The 20,503-nt window shown below is 71.2% G+C and carries 15 protein-coding genes; 9 read left to right on the forward strand and 6 right to left on the reverse strand.

Annotated elements, in window-relative coordinates; all coding sequences use genetic code 11:
• Nucleotides 1-98 precede the first annotated feature (98 nt).
• Nucleotides 99-1,775: a glycoside hydrolase family 13 protein gene (locus ABZY45_RS03780; protein WP_356735742.1), complete on the forward strand. Its 1,677-nt coding sequence runs from the start codon at nt 99-101 to the stop codon at nt 1,773-1,775.
• Nucleotides 1,760-2,818 (forward strand): LacI family DNA-binding transcriptional regulator, encoded by a 1,059-nt coding sequence (locus ABZY45_RS03785; RefSeq protein ID WP_356735744.1) that lies wholly within the window; start codon nt 1,760-1,762, stop codon nt 2,816-2,818. The genes ABZY45_RS03780 and ABZY45_RS03785 overlap by 16 nt, the downstream gene beginning before the upstream one ends.
• Before the next feature lie 159 nt (nt 2,819-2,977).
• Here the strand turns inward: ABZY45_RS03785 and ABZY45_RS03790 are convergent, their stop codons facing one another.
• Both ABZY45_RS03790 and ABZY45_RS03795 read right to left on the reverse strand, forming a co-directional pair.
• The gene (locus tag ABZY45_RS03790; protein ID WP_356735746.1) at nt 2,978-3,190 is read right to left on the reverse strand and encodes a DUF397 domain-containing protein; all 213 of its coding nucleotides are present in this window, start codon (nt 3,188-3,190) and stop codon (nt 2,978-2,980) included.
• Nucleotides 3,187-4,065, reverse strand: a complete 879-nt coding sequence (locus ABZY45_RS03795; protein WP_356735748.1) for a helix-turn-helix transcriptional regulator — start codon at nt 4,063-4,065, stop codon at nt 3,187-3,189. Before ABZY45_RS03795 ends, ABZY45_RS03790 begins: the two co-directional genes overlap by 4 nt.
• A 164-nt stretch (nt 4,066-4,229) precedes the next feature.
• Between ABZY45_RS03795 and ABZY45_RS03800 the strand changes: the two genes are divergently transcribed.
• Both ABZY45_RS03800 and ABZY45_RS03805 read left to right on the forward strand, forming a co-directional pair.
• Nucleotides 4,230-4,667, forward strand: coding sequence for an ATP-binding protein (locus ABZY45_RS03800; protein ID WP_356735750.1), 438 nt, complete (start codon nt 4,230-4,232; stop codon nt 4,665-4,667).
• Between the two features lie 132 nt (nt 4,668-4,799).
• Nucleotides 4,800-5,561, forward strand: a complete 762-nt coding sequence (locus tag ABZY45_RS03805) for a hypothetical protein (RefSeq protein WP_356735752.1) — start codon at nt 4,800-4,802, stop codon at nt 5,559-5,561.
• Between the two features lie 33 nt (nt 5,562-5,594).
• Here ABZY45_RS03805 and ABZY45_RS03810 read toward each other — a convergent pair whose 3' ends face one another.
• Entirely contained in the window at nt 5,595-6,185 is a 591-nt protein-coding gene (locus tag ABZY45_RS03810) for a cysteine hydrolase family protein (protein WP_356735754.1), read from the reverse strand.
• Nucleotides 6,186-6,329: 144 nt separating this feature from the next.
• On the opposite strand from ABZY45_RS03810, the gene ABZY45_RS03815 reads away from it, so the two are divergent.
• The 4 genes from ABZY45_RS03815 to ABZY45_RS03830 all read left to right on the forward strand — a co-directional run bounded on the left by ABZY45_RS03815 (nt 6,330) and on the right by ABZY45_RS03830 (nt 15,518).
• The gene (locus ABZY45_RS03815; RefSeq protein ID WP_356735756.1) at nt 6,330-7,322 is read left to right on the forward strand and encodes a DJ-1/PfpI family protein; all 993 of its coding nucleotides are present in this window, start codon (nt 6,330-6,332) and stop codon (nt 7,320-7,322) included.
• 507 nt (nt 7,323-7,829) lie between these two features.
• Nucleotides 7,830-9,554: a carbohydrate-binding module family 20 domain-containing protein gene (locus ABZY45_RS03820; RefSeq protein WP_356735758.1), complete on the forward strand. Its 1,725-nt coding sequence runs from the start codon at nt 7,830-7,832 to the stop codon at nt 9,552-9,554.
• Between the two features lie 92 nt (nt 9,555-9,646).
• Nucleotides 9,647-14,953: a pullulanase-type alpha-1,6-glucosidase gene (gene pulA, locus ABZY45_RS03825; RefSeq protein ID WP_356735760.1), complete on the forward strand. Its 5,307-nt coding sequence runs from the start codon at nt 9,647-9,649 to the stop codon at nt 14,951-14,953.
• A 214-nt stretch (nt 14,954-15,167) separates the two neighbouring features.
• The gene (locus ABZY45_RS03830; protein ID WP_356735762.1) at nt 15,168-15,518 is read left to right on the forward strand and encodes a 5-carboxymethyl-2-hydroxymuconate Delta-isomerase; all 351 of its coding nucleotides are present in this window, start codon (nt 15,168-15,170) and stop codon (nt 15,516-15,518) included.
• Here the strand turns inward: ABZY45_RS03830 and ABZY45_RS03835 are convergent.
• Both ABZY45_RS03835 and ABZY45_RS03840 read right to left on the reverse strand, forming a co-directional pair.
• Nucleotides 15,503-16,237: a TetR/AcrR family transcriptional regulator gene (locus ABZY45_RS03835; RefSeq protein ID WP_356735764.1), complete on the reverse strand. Its 735-nt coding sequence runs from the start codon at nt 16,235-16,237 to the stop codon at nt 15,503-15,505. The two genes, ABZY45_RS03830 and ABZY45_RS03835, sit on opposite strands and share 16 nt — an antisense overlap.
• A gap of 78 nt (nt 16,238-16,315) precedes the next feature.
• Entirely contained in the window at nt 16,316-18,241 is a 1,926-nt protein-coding gene (locus ABZY45_RS03840; RefSeq protein WP_356735766.1) for a hypothetical protein, read from the reverse strand.
• A gap of 116 nt (nt 18,242-18,357) precedes the next feature.
• On the opposite strand from ABZY45_RS03840, the gene ABZY45_RS03845 reads away from it, so the two are divergent.
• Nucleotides 18,358-18,834, forward strand: coding sequence for a hypothetical protein (locus ABZY45_RS03845; RefSeq protein WP_356735768.1), 477 nt, complete (start codon nt 18,358-18,360; stop codon nt 18,832-18,834).
• A 42-nt stretch (nt 18,835-18,876) separates the two neighbouring features.
• On the opposite strand, the gene ABZY45_RS03850 is transcribed toward ABZY45_RS03845, so the two are convergent.
• Nucleotides 18,877-20,400 carry a DUF1996 domain-containing protein gene (locus ABZY45_RS03850; protein WP_356735770.1) on the reverse strand — a complete coding sequence of 508 codons (1,524 nt, stop codon included), beginning with the start codon at nt 20,398-20,400 and terminating at the stop codon, nt 18,877-18,879.
• Nucleotides 20,401-20,503 lie beyond the last annotated feature (103 nt).

Consider the following 20,503-nt stretch of genomic DNA (forward strand, 5'->3'; position numbering starts at 1 on the left):
CGCACCCAGTCCCGTACGACCGCACGCAACGTCACGGCGGCGCCGGATCCCCGACCCGGTCCCGGCGCCGCTCCCCACCCAGACACCCCAGGGACGACATGACCCAGCACCTCGCTGCCCCCTCCACCGGCACGTCCGACGACGCCCCGGGCCACCGCACCGGCTGGTGGCAGGACGCGGTGATCTACCAGGTCTATCCACGGAGCTTCGCCGACGGCAACGGCGACGGCATGGGCGACCTCCCGGGCGTCACCGCGCGGCTGCCCTACCTCAGGGACCTCGGCGTCGACGCCGTCTGGCTCAGCCCGTTCTACGCGTCGCCGCAGGCCGACGCGGGGTACGACGTCGCCGACTACCGGGCCATCGACCCGATGTTCGGGACGCTCCTGGACGCCGACGCGCTGATCCGTGAGGCCCACGGACTGGGTCTGCGCATCATCGTCGACCTGGTGCCGAACCACTCCTCCGACCAGCACGAGTGGTTCAAGCGCGCCCTCGCCGAGGGCCCCGGCTCCGCGCTGCGCGAGCGCTACCACTTCCGTCCCGGCAAGGGCACCGACGGCGAACTGCCGCCCAACGACTGGGAGTCCATCTTCGGCGGACCGGCCTGGACCCGGACCACCGACCCGGACGGCACCCCCGGCGAGTGGTACCTCCACCTCTTCGCGCCCGAGCAGCCCGACTTCAACTGGGAACACCCGGCCGTCGCCGACGAGTTCCGCTCCATCCTGCGCTTCTGGCTCGACGTGGGCGTCGACGGCTTCCGCGTCGACGTCGCCCACGGCCTGGTGAAGGCCGAGGGTCTGCCGGACCTCGGGTCCCACGACCAGCTGAAGCTGCTGGGCAACGATGTCATGCCGTTCTTCGACCAGGACGGCGTGCACGAGATCTACCGCAGCTGGCGCACCATCCTCGACGAGTACCCGGGCGACCGTATTCTCGTCGCCGAGGCGTGGACCCCCACCGTCGAGCGCACCGCCAACTACGTGCGTCCCGACGAGATGCACCAGGCCTTCAACTTCCAGTACCTGTCGACCGCCTGGGACGCCGCCGCGCTGCGCGCCGTCATCGACTCCTCGCTCGACGCGATGCGTCCGGTGGGCGCCCCCACCACCTGGGTGCTCTCCAACCACGACGTCACCCGCCACACCACCCGCTTCGCCAACCCGCCGGGCCTGGGCACCCAGATCCGCACCCCCGGCGACCCCGAGCTGGGCCTGCGGCGGGCACGCGCGGCGACCATGCTCATGCTGGCGCTGCCCGGCTCCGCCTACGTCTACCAGGGCGAGGAGCTCGGCCTCCCGGACGTCACCGACCTGCCCGACGAGGCCCGTCAGGACCCGTCGTTCTTCCGCGCCGAGGGCCAGGACGGCTTCCGCGACGGCTGCCGGGTGCCGATCCCGTGGACCCGTGAGGGCAGCTCGTACGGCTTCGGCGGCGGCAGCAGCTGGCTTCCGCAGCCGGACAGCTGGGGCGCGCTCTCCGTGGAGGCGCAGACCGGCGTGGAGGGCTCCACGCTGGAGCTGTACCGCGCCGCGATCGCCGCACGGCGCGAGCACCCGGGGCTCGGCGCCGGCACGGACGTGCGGTGGCTGGACGCCCCCGAGGGCGTACTGGCCATCGGCCGTCCCGGCTTCGTCTGCACCGTCAACACCACGGGCGCCCCGGTACGCGTCACGGTCCCCGGCACCCTGCTGCTCGCCAGCGCCCCGGTGACCGTCGACGGCGACACCTTCGAGCTCCCCGCCGACACCACGGTGTGGTGGACGGTGTGACCGTCCCCGCACCCAGGACCGGACCGGCGCTGCGGCTCTCCGACATCGCCGGTCAGGCCGCGGTCAGCGAGGCCACCGTCAGCCGGGTGCTGAACGGGAAGCCGGGCGTCGCGGACACCACGCGTCAGCGGGTGCTCGCGGCGCTCGACATCCTCGGTTACGAACGCCCCGTGCGGCTGCGGCAGCGCAGTGCCGGGCTGATCGGGCTGGTGACACCCGAGCTCACGAACCCGATCTTCCCGGCGTTCGCGCAGTCCGTGGAGCAGGTGCTCGCGGGGCACGGCTACACGCCCGTGCTCTGCACCCAGCTGCCCGGCGGCGCCACCGAGGACGAACTGGTCGAACAGCTCGTCGAGCGTGGCGTCGGCGGGATCGTCTTCCTGTCCGGGCTGCACGCCGACACCTCGGCGGACCCGGCGCGCTACGCCGCGCTCACCGACCGGGGCGTGCCGTTCGTCCTGATCAACGGCTACAACGAGCGCATCAGCGCCCCGTTCGTCTCGCCCGACGACCAGGCAGCCGTCCGGATGGCCGTCAGCCATCTCGCGGAGCTGGGACACCGGCGGATCGGCCTGGCCATCGGACCGCAGCGCTATGTGCCCTCCCGGCGCAAGCGCGACGGCTTCGTGGACACGGCCGTGTCCGTGCTGGGCATGGACCGGAGCGAGGCCGAACTCCTGGTCTGCTCCACGCTGTTCGGCGTCGAGGGAGGCCAGGTCGCGGCCGGTGCGCTGCTCGACCGCGGCTGCACCGGCATCGTCTGCGGCAGCGACCTGATGGCGCTCGGCGTCGTCAGAGCGGCCCGGGGGAGGGGCCTCGACGTCCCGCGGGACGTCTCCGTCGTCGGCTTCGACGACTCGCAGCTCATCGCCTTCACCGACCCGCCCCTGACCACCGTGCGCCAGCCGGTGCAGGCGATGGCGGCGGCGGCGGTGGGCGCCCTGCTGGAGGAGATCGGCGGCAGTCCCGTGCAGCGCACGGAGTACGTCTTTCAGCCGGAGCTGGTGGTCCGCGGCTCCACCGCGGCGGTGCGGGGCGCCTGAACGGGCGCGCCGTGAGAGGCGTGCGGGGCCGGGTCCGGAGGGGGGACCCGGCCCCGTCCTGCGTACGCCTGTGGAACGGATCGTGAGCTTACGAAGCCGGAGCTGACGACCTGGGCGACCGACACTCCTCCGACGCCGGGGGGCGACAGATCCCCCAGGTCACCTGCCGGATGCGTACGCCAGGAAGGCGTCCCAGGCGGCGGGGGCGAAGCCGAGGTGGGGGCCGCCGGGAACGGTCTTGGAGTCGCGTACGTGAACTGCCAGGGGGGCGGCGGCGACCTCGACGCAGTCGTTGCCGTCACCACTGCTGCTGTAGCTGCTCCTGCACCACTCCAGCTCGGCGGCTTCCCCTGCAGCGGGCTTGTGGATCATGTTTCTCCCAGCAGTTGCTCAATGAAGGCCAGCGACTCACGTGGCGTAAGAGCCTGCGCCCGGATCATGCCATAGCGCAGTCCGAGGATTCTGAGGTGCTTCGGATCGGAGACCGGGCGACCACTGAACGCCCCCTCGGAGCGGCCCACCGCACTGCCGTCGGGAAATCTCAACACTTCGATCAGCCCGCCTGTCCCGGGATGCTCTTCCCGATGCGTCGGCATCACCTGGATTGCCACGTTTCGCAACCGCCCCAGTTCCAGTAGGCGTTCGAGCTGGCGACGCAGAACCATTGTGCCTCCGACCGGGCGGCGTAGTGTCACCTCTTCCTGGACGAAGCTCAGAGACGGGGCGGCGGCCCGATCGAAGATGGACTGCCGCCCCAGTCGCGCCGCCACCACACGGTCCATCTCGCTCTGTGTGTAGGCCGGCAGCCACGAGGCGAAGAGGGCCCTCATGTGTTCCTCGGTCTGCAACAAGCCGTTGATGTTGTGGTGGTGGTACGCCTCCACCTCGACGGCCTTCGCCTCCAGCTTCGCCAGGTCCCGCACCTTCTTCGGGTAACGGACCTCCGCCATCTCCTTCTTGAACATGGCGAGCTTCCCACCCGCTCCCAGCGCCTTGTCCGCCTTGTCCAGGAACTCCGGCCGGGGGATCCGCCTTCCCCCCTCCACCTTGTAGACCAGGTCCTCCCCGTACCCGATCGCGGCCCCGAACTCACCGGCCCGCATGCCCGCCGCCTCCCGCCAGGCCTTGAGCTGGCGACCCACCGAGGCGACCACCGCCGCCCCCGACTCGTCGTCGGGATCGACCTCCCAGCCGGGCTCGTCGGCTCCGTCGTTCCCGTGCGCCGTACCAGCCTCGTCCACGCTCATCCGTGCCCCACTTCTGACGCGCCTGCCGTTCCTGCACCAACCTCGGTTGTCCCCCGCGAGTCACCCCGGACAGTCGGGACAGCACTGGACAAGGACCGGACAATCACCGTACGTAACCGGCTTGTCCCTCCTCACGGTAAGCAAAAACGGCCACGCTGCGTGATGTGACCGAAGAAATCACCCGAACCGAAAATTCCGTTCCGGTACGGCAGTTCGCCGTGCTGCTCTCTCCCACGCGTCGAGGAGCCAGGCTCGCGCGGCTGCTCGCCGCAGCGCATCTCGGGCACTGGGGGCTGCCCACGGAGCCGGCGGTGAACATCGTGGCCGAACTGGCCGCGAACGCCGCCCTGCACGGCCGCGTACCGGGCCGGGACTTCCGGCTGGGCCTCGCCGTCCATCGCGAGGGCCTGCTCCGCATCGAGGTGACCGACACCCGGGGCGAACGGCTCCCGCCCGTGCCCGGAACCGTCGATGTGCCCTCCGGGGAAGCGGAGTCGGGGCGGGGTCTGCTGATCGTCGGGGCGCTGGCCGACCGGTGGGGCGTGGAGGTGGGGCCGGTCCCGCGCAAGACGGTCTGGGCCGAGATCGACCTCGTACGGTGACCGCCGCCACCGGGTCGCGGGGCCCCCCGACCCGGTGGGCGCCGGAAATATCCGTGGGCCGTCCGCGCCGGGGCCTGTAACGTGGTGATCTTCGGCCGGCGCGGCCGGCCGGAGTCCCTAAGGCGACAGCCCATGACTCATTCCCGCCGCACCCCGTCCCGCCTCCGCCTCGAAGCCGCACTGCACGACCTCGCGGCCGTCTTCCGTGGCATGACAGCCGTCCCGGACGAGAACAACTGCGAGTGCCACTGGGGCAGCGCCGAGGACCTCGCCGAGCTCAAGACCCCGGATGTGCGGCTCGACCCCGACCTGCTGCGGCGCGCCTGGCAGGCGACGGACTGGCGCGATCACGGAGCCGTGCTGCGCCGCGTCCTGCCTCAGCTCGCGACAGCTCTCGTCGAGGGCGAGGTGGACCCGCTCTTCGACATGGGTGACGTCGGCCAGTCCTTCGAGCGGGGCAAGTGGCAGGGGTGGCCCGCCGGCCAGGCCGGCTCGGTACGGGAGTTCCTGCACGCGTGGTGGGCCGACAGCCTGGTGACGCCCGACCCGGCCGTCCCGGCGTACGAGGTCTTCGCCCTGTGTGCCGAAGCCTCGGGCACGGTGGCCCCGTGGCTCTCCGTGTGGGAGGGAACGACCCACCCCACGGCCGACCGGCGGCTGGTGGAAGCCGTGAACCAGTGGGAGTACGACCTGCTGGGAGACGAACTCCCCTGGTACGCCTGGGAGCACGACGAGCAGCGGATCGGTGAGCTCAGCACCTGGCTGGCCGTCCACGCTCCCGCGCGCCTCCGTTCCCAGGGCGCCTCAGCCGAACTGCTCCACTGCGTACGGCTGCTCGGTCTGTCCGGCTCCGCGCGCTGGGAGGACCCGCACTGGCCCGGCCACAGTTACTGAGCAGCCGGGCGGCAGGTCGTACAGGGCGATTCCTCAGGCGAGCTCCTTCCGGGACGGGACGACGACTCCGTACAGGTCGGCGATGGTGGCGAGCGCGCCGAGGTGCACCTGCTGGGCGTCCAGTTCGGTGCCGGCGACCGGCAGCGCCCGGGTGGCGCAGGCGTCGGCCACGACGGTGACACGGTTGCCGCGCAGGAAGGCACCCTGGGCGGTGAAGGCCACGCACATGTGCGTCATGAACCCCGCGACGACCAGATCGGTGTTGCCCGCGGCGTCGACGTGCCGGCCCAGGTCCGTACCGACGAAGGCGTCCGGAGCCCGCTTCACGACGACGGGCTCACCCTCGGCCGGTGCGACACCGGGGTGGATCCGGCCGATCTCGGCCCGGATGTCGTACGGGGTGCCCTCGCCGCCGTCGTTGATGACATGGATGACCTTCGTGCCCTCCTGCCGGGCCCGTGCCAGCAGCTCGGCCGCGGCATCCAGTGCGGCCTGCCAGCCGTCCAGCTCCATCACACCGGTCGTGTACGTGTTCTGGTAGTCGACGAGGACCAGGGTCGATCCAGCGAGCTTCGCCGGGGTGTCGTCGAGACCGTTGAGCTGGCGCAACGTCGTTCTGGGCATGGGGAACCACCTGGGGATCGAGTGTCCGAGAGCAGCTCACCGAGGCGATGACCTGCACCTCAGACGCTATGGGCACCACCGTGTGTCGGCAATGTCGTCTAACCTGCAGAAACCGACATCGACTTCACCGGCCCCGGGAGTCCCATGAGCACCGTCAGACGGCTGATCGTCGTCGTCCTCTTCGCCGGAGTCGACCTGCTCGATGTCACAGGACCCCCGGAGGTGTTCTCCCTCGCGCGACGCGAGTCGGATGAGGCGGCGGGCTACGACGTGGTCCTCGCCGCGGAGACCATGGCCCCGGTCACCACCGGTGCAGGGGTACGCGTCCTCCCGGACGTCACCTTCGACGAGCTGTCCACGGAGCGCATCGACACCCTGATCGTGCCCGGCGCGGTCGAGACCGACAGCCGCCGCCGTGTGCACCCGCTCATCGACCCCCACGTGGTGGCGCGGGTGAGGCAACTCGCCGGCCGTACCCGGAGGGTCACCTCCGTCTGCGTCGGAGCGCACATCCTGGCAGCCGCAGGGCTCCTCGACGGCAGACGCGCCACCACCCACTGGTCGACCGCGCAGCAGCTGGCCGCCGACCATCCGGCCGTCGAGGTCGACGCCGATCCGATCTTCATCCGCGAAGGCGACGTGTGGACCGGCGCGGGAATCAGCGCATGCCTCGATCTGTCACTCGCCCTCGTCGCCGACGACCTCGGCGAGGCCATCGCGTTGAGCGTGGCGCGGCAACTCGTGATGTACCTGAAACGGCCGAGCGGCCAGAGCCAGTTCAGCGTCCCCCTGGAGCAGCTGTCCACGACGCGGCGCATCGAAGACCTCCGCCACCACATCATGCGTAACATCGGCGAGCCGCTCACCGTCGCGGACCTCGCCGAACACGCCCACGTCAGTGACCGGCAGCTCACCCGGATCTTCAAGACCGAACTCGGCACGACTCCGCACGCCTACGTCGAGTCGGCCCGTGTCGAGGTGGCGCGGAGCCGGCTCGAATCCACCGACGCCACCCTCGAAAGCGTCGCGTCCGCGTGCGGATTCGGCACCGTGGACACCCTCGTCAGGGCCTTCCGCCGCAGACTGGACACGACCCCGACCGACTACAGACGCCGCTTCAGAACCACCCGCGCCTGACCCGGCGCGGCCCGGTCGAGGGTCGGTGGGAGGTGGCGGACGCGGAACGGTCTGATCCGGAGAGCTGGGCTGTCCGTGGCTTCCCGATGACGGCCTCCGTCACGGGCAACGCACAGGAGAGGCCCCGGCGTCGGCCCAGGATGGGCCGGCGGGGAAGCGACGTCGGGGCCTCTCCGTGGCGTGACCGGCCCGGCCGGCCGGGCGCGTGGGACCCGGCGGACCGGACCCCCGGCCGGCCGGGCCGGAGTCGGGATGAACTTAACAGGCGCGCAATATTTTGCGTAAGACCTTGCAGGGAGAAAACTCCAGGATTTCCAGGATGTGATCGGGATGTAATCGCGTGATGTCCAGGGGGTTGACCAGGGCAAGCAGTGCTCGTACGGTCTGCTGCGCACAGGCTTTTTGCATCCTTGCTGCAAGAACCTGCATGAGCCTTGAGGGCACGGCGCGTTGCCATGTGAGGCTGCTCCGCCATCCCCGCACTTCCCCCACCGCAGGAGGAAAGTCATGGCACGCAGACCCTTGTCTGGCGCGCTCGCCCTCACCATGGGTGCCGCAGTCCTCGCCCTCCCCACCGGGCTCGGAACCGCCGGAACGGCCCAGGCCGCGCCGCCGGGCGCCAAGGACGTCACCGCGGTGATGTTCGAGTGGAAGTTCGCCTCCGTGGCCCAGGCCTGTACGGACACCCTCGGCCCCGCGGGTTACGGCTTCGTCCAGGTCTCCCCGCCCCAGGAGCACATCCAGGGCAGCCAGTGGTGGACCTCGTACCAGCCGGTCAGCTACAAGATCGCCGGACGCCTCGGTGACCGTACGGCCTTCGCGAACATGGTGAACACCTGCCACTCCGCCGGTGTGAAGGTCATCGCCGACACGGTCATCAACCACATGTCGGCCGGCTCCGGCACCGGAACGGGCGGCTCCTCGTACACCAAGTACGACTACCCGGGCGTCTACTCGGTCAGCGACATGAACGACTGCCAGTCGCAGATCAGCAACTACGGCGACCGGGGCAACGTCCAGAACTGCGAACTCGTGGGCCTCGCCGACCTGGACACGGGCGAGGAGTACGTACGCGGCAAGATCGCCGGGTACCTCAACGACCTGCTCTCCCTGGGCGTCGACGGCTTCCGCATCGACGCCGCCAAGCACATGCCGGCCGCCGACCTCGCGAACATCAAGTCGCGGCTGACCAACACCGGCGTCTACTGGAAGCACGAGGCCATCCACGGCGCGGGCGAGGCCGTCTCGCCGTCCGAGTACCTCGGCAGCGGTGACGTCCAGGAGTTCCGCTACGGCCGCGGCCTCAAGCAGGTCTTCAACAACGAGAACCTCGCCAACCTGAAGAACTTCGGCGAGGGCTGGGGCTTCATGCAGTCGGGCAAGTCGGCGGTCTTCGTCGACAACCACGACACCGAACGCGGCGGCGACACCCTGAACTACAAGGACGGCGCCACATACACCCTGGCCGGCGTCTTCATGCTCGCCTACCCCTACGGCTCCCCGGACGTCCACTCCGGCTACGAGTGGTCCGACAAGGACGCCGGCCCGCCCAGCGGCGGACAGGTCAGCGCCTGTTTCAGCGGCGGCTGGAAGTGCCAGCACGCCTGGCGTGAGATCGCGTCCATGGTCGGCTTCCGCAACACCGCCCGCGGTGAGGCCGTCTCCAACTGGTGGGACAACGGCGGCGACCAGATCGCCTTCGGCCGGGGTTCCAAGGCGTACGTCGCCATCAACCACGAGGGCTCCTCGCTGAGCCGGACGTTCCAGACGTCGCTGCCCGCCGGCGACTACTGCGACGTGCAGTCCGGCAAGGGTGTCACCGTCAACGGTTCGGGGCAGTTCACCGCCACCCTCGCCGCCGACACCGCCCTGGCCCTGCACACCGGCGCCCGCACCTGCACCGGTGGCGGAACGGCCCCCGACCCCGGTACGGGGCAGTCCGGTGTCACCTTCGGCGTCAACGCCACCACCCAGCTCGGCCAGAACATCTACGTCACCGGCAACCAGGCCGCGCTCGGCAACTGGGCCCCCGGCAGCGCGCTCAAGCTCGACCCGGCGACGTACCCCGTCTGGAAGCTCGACGTCGCTCTGCCCGCCGGCACGTCCTTCGAGTACAAGTACCTGCGCAAGGACGCGAGCGGCAACGTCACCTGGGAGAGCGGCGCCAACCGCACCGGGACGGTGCCGTCCTCCGGCAAGGTCACGCTGACCGGCGACGTCTGGCGCAGCTGACCACACACCACCGGCGGGCCGGAGGCGCGTCGCGCGTCCCCGGCCCGCCGCTTCGCACCGCACGATCCCCGAAAGCCGAGGAGTACCCGCCCGTGTCCCGAACCACCCTCCGGCGGGGAGCCGTAGCCGCGCTGTGCGCGGCGCTGCTGCCCGTCGTACCGGCGGCCACCGCGTCCGCCGCGCCCAGACCTCCGTCCCCGCCCTCGGACGCGAAGCTCGCGAAGGAACCGGCCAGGCACGACCTGACCCGCGAGCAGTTCTACTTCGTGCTGCCCGACCGCTTCGCCGACGGCGACACCTCCAACAACCGGGGCGGTCTGACCGGCTCCCGGCTGGAGACCGGTCACGACCCCACGGACAAGGGGTTCTACCAGGGCGGCGACCTCAAGGGCCTCACCCAGAAGCTCGACTACGTCAAGGGGCTCGGCACCACGGCGATCTGGCTCGCGCCGATCTTCAAGAACCGACCCGTGCAGGGGACCGGCGACAACGCGTCCGCGGGCTACCACGGCTACTGGATCACCGACTTCACCCAGGTCGACCCGCACTTCGGCACCAACGCCGACCTCACGAAGCTGATCGACAAGGCCCACGCCAAGGGCATGAAGGTCTTCTTCGACGTCATCACCAACCACACCGCCGACACCGTCGACTACGCCGAGAAGAAGTACGGCTACAAGCCCAAGGGCGCCTTCCCGTACCTCGACGAGGAAGGCCGGCCCTTCGACGACACCCGGGGCGTCGAGGAGGTGGACGCCGGCTCCTTCCCGTACAACCCGGTGAACACGGGGAAGAAGGTCCCGTCCTGGCTCAACGACACCACGATGTACCACAACAGGGGTGACTCGACCTACGCGGGCGAGTCCACCGAGTACGGCGACTTCTCCGGACTCGACGACCTGTGGACCGAGCGCCCCGAGGTCGTCTCCGGCATGGAGAAGATCTACGAGAAGTGGGTCCGCGACTTCGACATCGACGGCTTCCGCATCGACACCGTCAAGCACGTCGACCTCGACTTCTGGACGCAGTGGGCGACCGCCCTCGACGGCTACGCGGCGAAGCACGGCCGCGACGACTTCTTCATGTTCGGCGAGGTCTACTCCGCCGACACCGCGATCACCTCGCCCTACGTCACCCGGGGCAGGCTCGACGCCACCCTCGACTTCCCCTTCCAGGAAGCCGCCCGGCAGTACGCCTCCCAGGGCGCCCCGGCCTCGAAGCTCGCCTCGGTCTACGCGGACGACTACCGCTACACCACCGACAAGGCCAACGCCTACGAGCAGGTGACCTTCCTCGGCAACCACGACATGGGCCGGATCGGCACCTTCCTGAAGCAGGACAACCCGAAGGCCTCCGACGCCGAGCTCCTGAACCGCGCCCGCCTCGCCAACGAGCTGATGTTCCTCGGCCGCGGCAACCCGGTGATCTACTACGGCGACGAGCAGGGCTACACCGGTGCGGGCGGCGACAAGGACGCCCGGCAGACGATGTTCGCCTCGAAGACCGCCGACTACCTCGACGACGACCAGATCGGCACCGACCGCACGCACGCGTCCGACGCGTACGACGCCACGCACCCGCTCTACCGGTCCATAGCGGCCCTGTCGAAGCTCACCCGCGAGCACCCGGCCCTGCGCGACGGCACCCAGACCGAGCGCTACGCCGAGGGCTCCGTCCACGCCTTCTCGCGGACGGACAGCAAGCGCCCGTACGAATACCTCGTCGCCAATAACAACAGCACCGAGGCGAAGACCGTCGAGCTCGACACCGAGTCGGCCGGCATGACCTTCCGGACCCTGTACGGCGGTACCGGCACGGTCCGCAGCGCCGCCGACAGGACCGTCGAGGTCACCGTGCCCGCGCTGTCCAGCATCGTGCTCCGCGCCGACAAGCAGCTCGGCGCCCCCGCCACCAAGCCCTCGGTCACCCTGAAGGCACCGGCCGCCGGGGCCACCGGCACCGTCGAGCTCACCGCCGACGTGGACGGCGGCGACCTGAACCGGGTCGTCTTCGCCGCGCAGACCGGCAACGGCAAGTGGGTCACGCTCGGCTCCGCCGACCACGCCCCGTACAAGGTCACCCAGCACCTGCACGAATCGGTGAAGGCCGGGACCCCGCTGCGGTACAAGGCCGTGGTGATCGACCGCGCCGGACGTACCGCGAGCGCCCTGGCCTCCACGACCGCGGGCCAGGCCCCGGCCGCCCCGAAGCCCGTGGCCGTCGACCGTGACCAGGCCGTCGTCCACTACAAGCGGGCCGACGGCGACTACGAGGGCTGGCAGCTGAAGTCCGGGGACACCACCGCCGACTTCATCGGCCGGGACGCCTACGGAGCCTTCGCCTGGATCGACCTCGCCGAGGGCGCGTCCTCCGTGCCGTACACCGTCGTCAAGGACGGCGCCGCCGACGGCCCCGAGCGCACCGTCGACCTCGCGAAGACCGGCCAGGTCTGGGTCGAGCAGGGCAAGGACGGGCAGGCCACCGAGGCGCCCGAGACCGCGCCGCAGGACACCACCAAGGCCGTCCTGCACTACCACCGCGCCGACGGCGACTACGCCGGCTGGGGCCTGCACACCTGGACCGGGGCTGCCTCGCCCACGGACTGGGCCAAGCCGCTGGAGCCGGTGAGGACCGACGCCTACGGCGTGACCTTCGAGGTCCCGCTCACCGACGGCGCCACCTCGCTCAGCTACATCCTCCACAAGGGCGACGAGAAGGACCTCCCGAGCGATCAGTCCCTGGACATCGCCTCCTACGGCCACGAGGTCTGGATGCTCGGCGGGAAGTCCGGCTACCTGCTGCCGCAGACCGGTGGCGCGCCCACGCTCGACCTCACCAAGGCCGAGGCGCAGTGGATCGACGCGAACACCGTGGTCTGGAAGGTCAAGGCGACCGACGCCACCAGCCAGCAGCTCGTGTACGCGAAGAACGGCGGGATCTCCGTCGTCGACGGCGCCCTGTCCGACGAGGGGCAGTGGCTGCGGCTCGGCGCCACCGAGCTCAGCGACGCGCAGAAGGCGAAGTACCCGCACCTCAAGGACTATCCGGCGTTCACCGTCGACACCCGGGACCGGGACCGCGTCCGTGAGTCTCTCCGCGGCCAGCTGATCGCCACCCAGCGTGCCGCGAACGGCGCCCTGCTCGCCGCCACCGGCGTACAGACGGCGGGTGTGCTGGACGAGCTGTACGGGAAGGCCGCGAGCGGCTCCGCCCTCGGTCCCGTCTTCCGCAAGGGCAGCCCGACGCTCTCCGTCTGGGCACCCACCGCACGGACCGTCTCCCTCGAACTCGACGGGAAGAGCCTCCCGATGCGGCGCGACGACCGCACCGGCGTCTGGTCGGTCACCGGCCCGAAGAGCTGGAACGGCAAGCCCTACCGTTACGCGGTCCAGGTCTGGGCGCCCACCGTCCAGAAGCTGGTCACCAACAAGGTCACCGACCCCTACTCCACCGCCCTCACCGCCGGCTCCGCCCGCAGCCTCGTCGTCGACCTCGACGACCCGAAGCTCGCACCGAGCGGCTGGTCCGGCCTGAAGAAGCCCGCCGCCGTGCCGCTGCGGGACGCACAGATCCAGGAGCTGCACGTCCGCGACTTCTCGGTCACGGACACCACGTCGAAGCACCCCGGTGAGTACCTCGCCTTCACCGACACCCGCTCCGACGGCATGAAGCACCTCGAGGAGCTCGCGGACTCCGGCACCAGCTACGTGCACCTGCTGCCCGTCTTCGACATCGGGACCATCCCCGAGAAGAAGTCCGACCAGCAGAAGCCCGCCTGCGACCTGTCCGTCTACGCCCCCGACTCCGAGGAGCAGCAGGCCTGCGTCACCAAGGCCGCCGCCAAGGACGCCTTCAACTGGGGCTACGACCCGCTGCACTACACCGTCCCCGAGGGCTCCTACGCCTCCGACCCCGACGGCACCGAGCGCACCACCGAGTTCCGCCAGATGGTCCAGGGGCTCAACAAGGCCGGACTGCGCACCGTCATGGACGTCGTCTACAACCACACCGTCGCCTCCGGCCAGGACGACAAGTCCGTCCTCGACAAGATCGTGCCCGGCTACTACCAGCGGCTCCTGGAGGACGGCACCGTCGCCACCTCGACCTGCTGCGCCAACACCGCGCCCGAGAACACCATGATGGGCAAGCTCGTCGTCGACTCGGTCGTCACCTGGGCGAAGGAGTACAAGGTCGACGGCTTCCGCTTCGACCTGATGGGCCACCACCCCAAGGCCAACATCCTCGCGGTCCGCAAGGCCCTCGACGAGCTGACCGTCGCCGAGGACGGCGTCGACGGCAAGAAGATCATCCTGTACGGGGAGGGCTGGAACTTCGGCGAGATCGCCGACGACGCCCGCTTCGTCCAGGCCACCCAGAAGAACATGGCCGGCACCGGCATCGCCACCTTCTCCGACCGGGCCCGCGACGCCGTGCGCGGCGGCGGCCCCTTCGACGAGGACCCCGGCGTGCAGGGCTTCGCCTCCGGTCTCTACACCGACCCCAACACCTCGGCCGCCAACGGCACCGAGGCCGAACAGAAGGCCCGGCTGCTCCACTACCAGGACCTGATCAAGGTCGGTCTCACCGGCAACCTGGCCGACTACACCTTCACCGACACCCAGGGCCGTACGGTCAAGGGCTCGGCCGTCGACTACAACGGAGCCCCCGCCGGATACGCGGCGGTCCCCGGTGACGCCCTCGCCTACGCCGACGCCCACGACAACGAAACCCTCTACGACGCCCTCGCCTTCAAGCTCCCGGAGGACACCACCGCCGCCGAACGGTCCCGCATGCAGGTCCTGGCGATGGCCACCGCCGTGCTGTCGCAGGGACCCGCGCTCTCCCAGGCGGGCACCGACCTGCTGCGCTCCAAGTCGCTCGACCGCAACTCGTACGACAGCGGGGACTGGTTCAACGTGCTGAACTGGGACTGCCGCAAGGGCAACGGCTTCGGCCGGGGGCTGCCGCCCGCCGCCGACAACCGGCCCAAGTGGTCCTACGGCAAGCCGCTGCTGTCCTCCGCGGCACTCACCCCCGGGTGCGCGGAGATCACGGGCGCGTCCGCCGCGTACCAGGACCTGCTCACGATCCGCACCACGGAGAAGGACTTCGGTCTTTCCACCACCGCGCAGGTGCAGGAGGCCCTCTCCTTCCCGCTCTCCGGGAAGGACGAGACCCCCGGGGTGATCACGATGCGCCTGGGTGACCTGGTCGTCGTCCTGAACGCCACCCCGCAGACGCAGAGCCAGGAGGTCTCCGGCCTGGCAGGGAAGGCGTACGCCCTGCACCCCGTCCAGGCGGCGGGCGCGGACGCCACGGTCAAGAAGGCCTCGTACGAAGGGAAGTCGGGCAGCTTCACCGTCCCGGGACGCACGGTCGCCGTGTTCTCCGCGCGCTGACGCACCCACGTCACCGGCCGGCCCCGGCTCCCCGCCCTCGTGCGGGGAGCCGGGGCCGGCCGCTCCGTGTCCTCTCCCGCACGCGCGTGGTCCTTCGTGCCTCGTACTCCTCGCGCTCCCTTGTGCCGACGGCGCGATCACGCGAAGCTGAAGGCGTACATGTCCATGCACGCCGTACACGTATCCGTACGGCACCCGCATCCAGGAGCGCTTGATGCCGCAGATCACCGTCGACTACTCCGCCGAGCTGGACGACAGCTTCGACCGCCGCGGCTTCGCCCTGGCCCTGCACCCGCTCGTCGCCGAGACCGTGTCCACCAAGGTCCCCGCCTGCAAGACCCGGTTCCGCCGGGCCGAGGACTCCGTCGTCGGCGACGCACCGGCGGGTGACTCCATCGTGAACGTCTCGATCGCGATGCTGCCCGGCCGCACCCCCGAGATCAAGGCACAGCTCACGGAGGCCGTGCTGGAGCTGCTGGCCGGGCACCTGAAGCCCGTCGACGGTCTCACCGTCCACGCCTCGGCCGAGGTCCGGGACCTGGACGCGTCCTACCGGAAGAGCTGAGGCTTCCGCTGCGGCGGGACGGCAGGAGCCGCGGGCGCCAGGACCGCGAGCCGGGCGAGCAGTTCACCGAACGGCCCGTCCGCCGGCTCCTGCGCGAGGACCCGCAGCACGATCCCGGCCATCTCCTGGTCGTACGCGGCGCTCACCGACGCCAGCGCCGCGAAGTCGTGCACCAGCTGCAACTCCAGCTCCGCACGGGGGATGCGCTTCCCGTCCAGCCATTGCAGGGCCGTCGACTCGGCGAGCGACACCCACGACCGCACGACGAGCTCCAGCCGGGCAGGCGGATGCGGGACGCCGAGATGCGCGATGATCTGCTCGTACGCCGCCTGCCTCACCCCGTCGATCAGGGCGTCGGCCGTGGACGACCCGCCGGCCGGGCCGCCGCGCAGCAGCGCGGCGAAGCCCGGTCCGTGCTCCTCGACGAAATCGAAGAACCGGTGCATCACGCGGCTCAGCCTGGCCCCCAGGGGACCTTCGTGCGCCTCCAGGAAGCGGCCGGCCAGCTCGTCGGCCGCACGCTTCAGCGCGGCCTCGTACAGACTGCGCTTGCCCGGGAAGTAGTGGTAGACGAGCGGACGCGAGATGCCGGCCGCGGCCGCGATCTCGTCGACGGACACATCGTCGGGCGAGCGGTGGCTGAACAACTCCAGCGCGACGCCGATCAACTGCGCTCTGCGCTCCTCGACACCCATCCTGCGCCGCACCCCGGTCGTCATGCCGAACAGCCTAACGGGCCCTGACCGATGGCCTGCGGCCCGCTCCCACCAGGCAGTTCACCGGCCCGCCGCCACGGGTCAGTGCAAAGCCCCGACCCGGCTGCCGTCCGCCAGCAGGCCGTCGAGCCGGGCCCGGGCGCCCTCCCCGGCGGGCAGCGCGAGCAACCGCCCCTGGGCCCGGCCCCGCACTCCTCCGGTGGCGGTCAGCGACGTGAACTGCCGTGAGCCCGCCGCCAGTACGTACCACCGGCCGCCGTCCGAGCGCCACAGCACGCCCGCCAGTACCCTCGGCCGGCGCGTACCGCAGTCCGGGGAGTCCTCGGCGCGGGCCGCGACCGCCCCCGGCGCGCCCGCGCCCCCGGACACCTCGGGCGGCGCCTGGAACTGCGCCAGCACCCTGCTGCCCGTGCCACGCCAGGTGTCCGCCCGGGTGCAGAGCCACCGGGCGACCCCCGCGTCCTCGGGCAGCCGCTGCTTCGCGTACGGCCAGGAGTTGACCGAGCGGACGCCGTGGGAGCGTACGGCCGGAAGGAGACACGCGGTGCGCGCCCAGCTCTCGCGCTCCGCGCGACCCGCCACGTCGTGGGGCGAGGTGGGCGCACCGGAGGTGAGGCGGGCCGGGGTGAGCTCCCCGAGATCAGTCATCAGCCGGGCCGCGGTGCCGTCCCGCACCTCCAGTGCCTGCCAGGAACGGCAGTCCGCGCCGTCGTCCCGGGACGGCGCCGGCGCGGACACCGGGTCCGTCACCCCGGCGCCGTCCCGGTGCAACGTCCGCGCGGGCCGGTCCGGTGCGAGCAGATCCCGTACGGCGGCCTCGCGGACCCAGGGGGCGGTCAGATAGCGCACCCGGCCGCCGCGGCGCTGCACCACCAGCGCGCTCGCCGACACCGCGTCCGCCCCGTCCACCCGGGCGAAGTCCAGCGCGGCACCCCGGGCCGGATCGGCGTTGCGGGGCTCTGCGTAGCGCACGACGCGCAACCCGTCGTGGAACAGCACCACGGCGGCCGTGCCGACCTCGCCCGCGTACAGCAGCTGGGGCGGGCCCATCGGCGGGCCGTCGGGCGTCCCGGGCGTCGCCGAGGAGACCACAGCTGCCCCCGGCCTGGCCCACGTCGCGAGGGCGCGGCCCAGCAGCCCGGTGTCCCCGGTGCGGTCGCCGCGCGTGGGCCAGACGGTGAAGTCCATGCGGGCGGAGCCCCGCCAGAGCCCCGCGGGCACCCGGCGTATCGCGGCCGGATCCAATGCCTTCTCCGCGCTGTGGTGCCGCGAGTAGAGCGGCCCCGAGGTGGCCTGCGGGCCGCCCAGGCCGTCCCCGGGCAACAGCAGCAGGGAGCCGCAGACCAGCAGCGCGCCCAGCGAGGCCAGGAGCGTGCGCCCACGCCGCCGCCTGCGTGCCGGGTCGGCCGGCCGGACCTGAAGGGAGCACGGGTCGAACTCCGGCGAGGCCAGCAGGGCATGGGGCGCCGTGAGCACGTCGGCCTCCAGAAGCGCCGCCCGGGGGTCCGCGACGCCCGCCGCTTCGAGCACCCGGCACACCTCGGCGTCGTCGAGCCCTTCGAGGCCCCGCAGCACGTGGGCGGCGCGGCAGGGACCAGACACCCCGGCCAGCGCCTGCTCCAGTGCCAGTTCGTCCGCCCCGCAGGAGTGCGGGAACAGCCGCAGCCCCCACACCTGCGGCACCAGCGGCGGGAACTGCGCCCGCCGGGGCCTGGCGAGCCGGAGCAGCGGCAGCCCCGCCTCCAGCGCGGAGCGCACCACCCGGAGCCGTACGCAGGCGTACGCGCGCCCGGGTCCGGGCCCCTGGCCCCCGCCCAGTGCCCGCTGCGCCAGCCAGTGGGCCGACAGCACCCGGCGGGTGCGGCCGAGCGAGGGGGCCAGCACCAGATACGCGATCCGGACCAGCCGGGCGTAGTGCTCGGCGGCCTCGGCGTCGGTCCGCTCCCCGGTGGCCTGCTCCGCGAACGGGCGGCCGGCGGACGGCGGTACTGCTCGCAGTGGGGGCATGTTCAGCAGAACGAGCGAATGGTGCGATGGTCACTCCGGCGTGTGCGCCCCGGGGCGGGTCGTGGCGTTTCCCGCGTTTCCCCGCGCGCCGGGAGAAGGCGGGGCACGATGGCCGGATGGTGGAGCAGCTGGAGTGGCGACGAGGACGGGCCCACCGGGCCGCCGCGGCCGTGCTGGCCGGATGTGCCCTGCTCACCGCGTGCACCGGCGGAGCTGACGGCGGCGAGGCCGACGCCGCGCCGCGGACCGCGAGCGGCACGCTGGAGCAGCTCGCGTCGAAGGCGGACTGCGAACCGAACGTGCAGACCGACGCCGAGGAGATCCGGCAGGCCAACTGCACCACGAGGGACGGGCGTTACGTCCTCGCGACGTTCGCGACCGACCGCGGCCAGCGGGAGTGGATCAACGAGGCCAACGACTACGGCGGCTCGTATCTCGTCGGCCGCAGGTGGGTCGCCGTCGGTGACCCGGAGGTGGTCGCGGCGCTGCGCGGCCGGCTCGGGGGGACGGTGGAGACCGCCTCGCCGCACCACTCGGGGAAGAGTGGCGGTGGGGGGAGCGAGGACGGGCACTCCGGTCACCACGGGAGCTGACCGCGCAGGTGAGGGGCGGACACCGCCGCCGGGGGAGCCGCGTCAGCGGCACTTGCGTCCGCCGTTGATGCAGCTCACCACCTTCTTCATCAGCCTGTCGTCGAAGACGTTGATGAAGTCACCGTGATCGGTGACCGGTTTGTGCAGCTGCTCCGGGAAGGAGTCCACGGCGAAGCCCGGCCCCGGAGGGACGTCGTACACGATGCGCTGCACCAGTTGCGGGATGGCCCTGAAGCCGTCCGGGCACCGGCCGTCCTCCTGTGCGAAGGCGACGTGCGTGCGGTGGTTCGCACTGTCGGTGTTCTGCCCGTCCCAGCAGCTCTGGAAGGCGAAGGAGCGCACCACCTGGCTGCCTTCCGGGCAGATCGGGTACTTGTCCTCGAGTTGCCTGTCCTCGAACCCGGTGCAGCTCCACGAGGCGTTGGCGTTCGCGTCACCGTTGGTGAAGGCCTTGGCGTCCCCGGTGATGATCCGGAGGAAGCGCGGCATGGCCGTGACCTTTCCTGCCGGTGAGCCGACGAACTTCAGCGTGACCTGGGAAGGGGTCTGGATCTCCCCGGTGTTCTGGTCCTTGCCGCCGCCGTCCGCGGCCACGTCGTCCTCGTCCTGGCCGTTCTGCAGGCGCAGCACGGGCCAGTAGTAGGTGGACCTGTCGCCCTGGTTCCGGCACGTGGTCGCCCCGGCGGCCAGGTCGTCGTCGCTGGAGAAGGCGTCGGTGGCCTGGTTCCCGACGTAGTCGTGCATGTGGTGCGCGCCGTTGCTCACGCCGGGGGCGGCGATGACGTTGTCCGGGTTGAACTTCCCGTTCTCGTTACGCCCGCAGTCGGTGCTGAACGACCCGCGGGAGGCGCCCCTGCGATTGCGGGGGCGGTCGGCGGCGGGCTGGACCGATTCGATGTCCACGAAGTCGGAGGCCTCGGGACCGTTGCCCTGCGATTCGCCCTCACCTTCGCCCCGACCCGGGTCCTGACCCGGGTCCTGCCCCTCCTCGCCCTGGTCCTGGCCCCCGTCCTGCCCCTGCTCCGGGTCCCCGCCGGGCTCCTGGCCGCTCGGTCCGCCCGAGCCCGCCTCCTGCCCCGCGCCCTGATCGTCGTCGGCCCGCATGCTGCACCCCGCGAGCCCCTCCAGGCCCTGGGGACGCTCGCCCGAGGCCCGCTCGACCGCGATCCCGATCCGGTCGAGGCTGGCGGTCCGCTCGTCCTTCAGCGGACCGAGCACGGCGTTCCCGGCGAGAGCCGGATCCCGGGCGATCTGCTCCCTGCGATCCGCGAACTGCCGGTAGGCCTCGGTGATCTGCGTATCCATGGCGGCCAGTTCGCGGTCGACCTCCGGCCGCGCTCCCTCCGGTATCCCGGGCAGTGCGATGCCCGCGTCGGGACAGTCGATGGTGGACATCCGGCGGCCCGCGTCGCGGAACTCCCCGCGCGAGGAGCCGGACGAACCCTCGCCGGCGCTCGCGTAGACGTTGACGGCGACCAGCCCACCTCCCCCCAGGATCAGTGCGGCCGAGGCGACGATCGCCCGGTTGGCCAGAGTCGAACGTTTCTTGCGCGATGTGCGTCCCATGGAACTCCTCCGCTTCGAGTCCGCTTCGAGTGCTTCGAATCGGAAGCGTGACGTCCCATACGGACGGCGGGGCGGCCCCGTTCAGGGCGCGGGGGAATTGGTG

It is taken from the genome of Streptomyces sp. NPDC006516 (assembly GCF_040611875.1).
Taxonomy (GTDB): domain Bacteria; phylum Actinomycetota; class Actinomycetes; order Streptomycetales; family Streptomycetaceae; genus Streptomyces.

What these genes read in the sequence shown, in the direction of transcription:
- ABZY45_RS03845 (WP_356735768.1), top strand. Translation starts at nt 18,358, where the DNA reads ATGGTGGAGCAGCTGGAGTGGCGACGAGGACGGGCCCACCGGGCCGCC.
- ABZY45_RS03810 (WP_356735754.1), bottom strand. Translation starts at nt 6,185, where the DNA reads ATGCCCAGAACGACGTTGCGCCAGCTCAACGGTCTCGACGACACCCCG.
- ABZY45_RS03790 (WP_356735746.1), bottom strand. Translation starts at nt 3,190, where the DNA reads ATGATCCACAAGCCCGCTGCAGGGGAAGCCGCCGAGCTGGAGTGGTGC.
- ABZY45_RS03795 (WP_356735748.1), bottom strand. Translation starts at nt 4,065, where the DNA reads ATGAGCGTGGACGAGGCTGGTACGGCGCACGGGAACGACGGAGCCGAC.
- ABZY45_RS03850 (WP_356735770.1), bottom strand. Translation starts at nt 20,400, where the DNA reads ATGGGACGCACATCGCGCAAGAAACGTTCGACTCTGGCCAACCGGGCG.
- ABZY45_RS03805 (WP_356735752.1), top strand. Translation starts at nt 4,800, where the DNA reads ATGACTCATTCCCGCCGCACCCCGTCCCGCCTCCGCCTCGAAGCCGCA.
- ABZY45_RS03835 (WP_356735764.1), bottom strand. Translation starts at nt 16,237, where the DNA reads ATGACGACCGGGGTGCGGCGCAGGATGGGTGTCGAGGAGCGCAGAGCG.
- ABZY45_RS03830 (WP_356735762.1), top strand. Translation starts at nt 15,168, where the DNA reads ATGCCGCAGATCACCGTCGACTACTCCGCCGAGCTGGACGACAGCTTC.
- ABZY45_RS03815 (WP_356735756.1), top strand. Translation starts at nt 6,330, where the DNA reads ATGAGCACCGTCAGACGGCTGATCGTCGTCGTCCTCTTCGCCGGAGTC.
- ABZY45_RS03780 (WP_356735742.1), top strand. Translation starts at nt 99, where the DNA reads ATGACCCAGCACCTCGCTGCCCCCTCCACCGGCACGTCCGACGACGCC.
- ABZY45_RS03820 (WP_356735758.1), top strand. Translation starts at nt 7,830, where the DNA reads ATGGCACGCAGACCCTTGTCTGGCGCGCTCGCCCTCACCATGGGTGCC.
- ABZY45_RS03840 (WP_356735766.1), bottom strand. Translation starts at nt 18,241, where the DNA reads ATGCCCCCACTGCGAGCAGTACCGCCGTCCGCCGGCCGCCCGTTCGCG.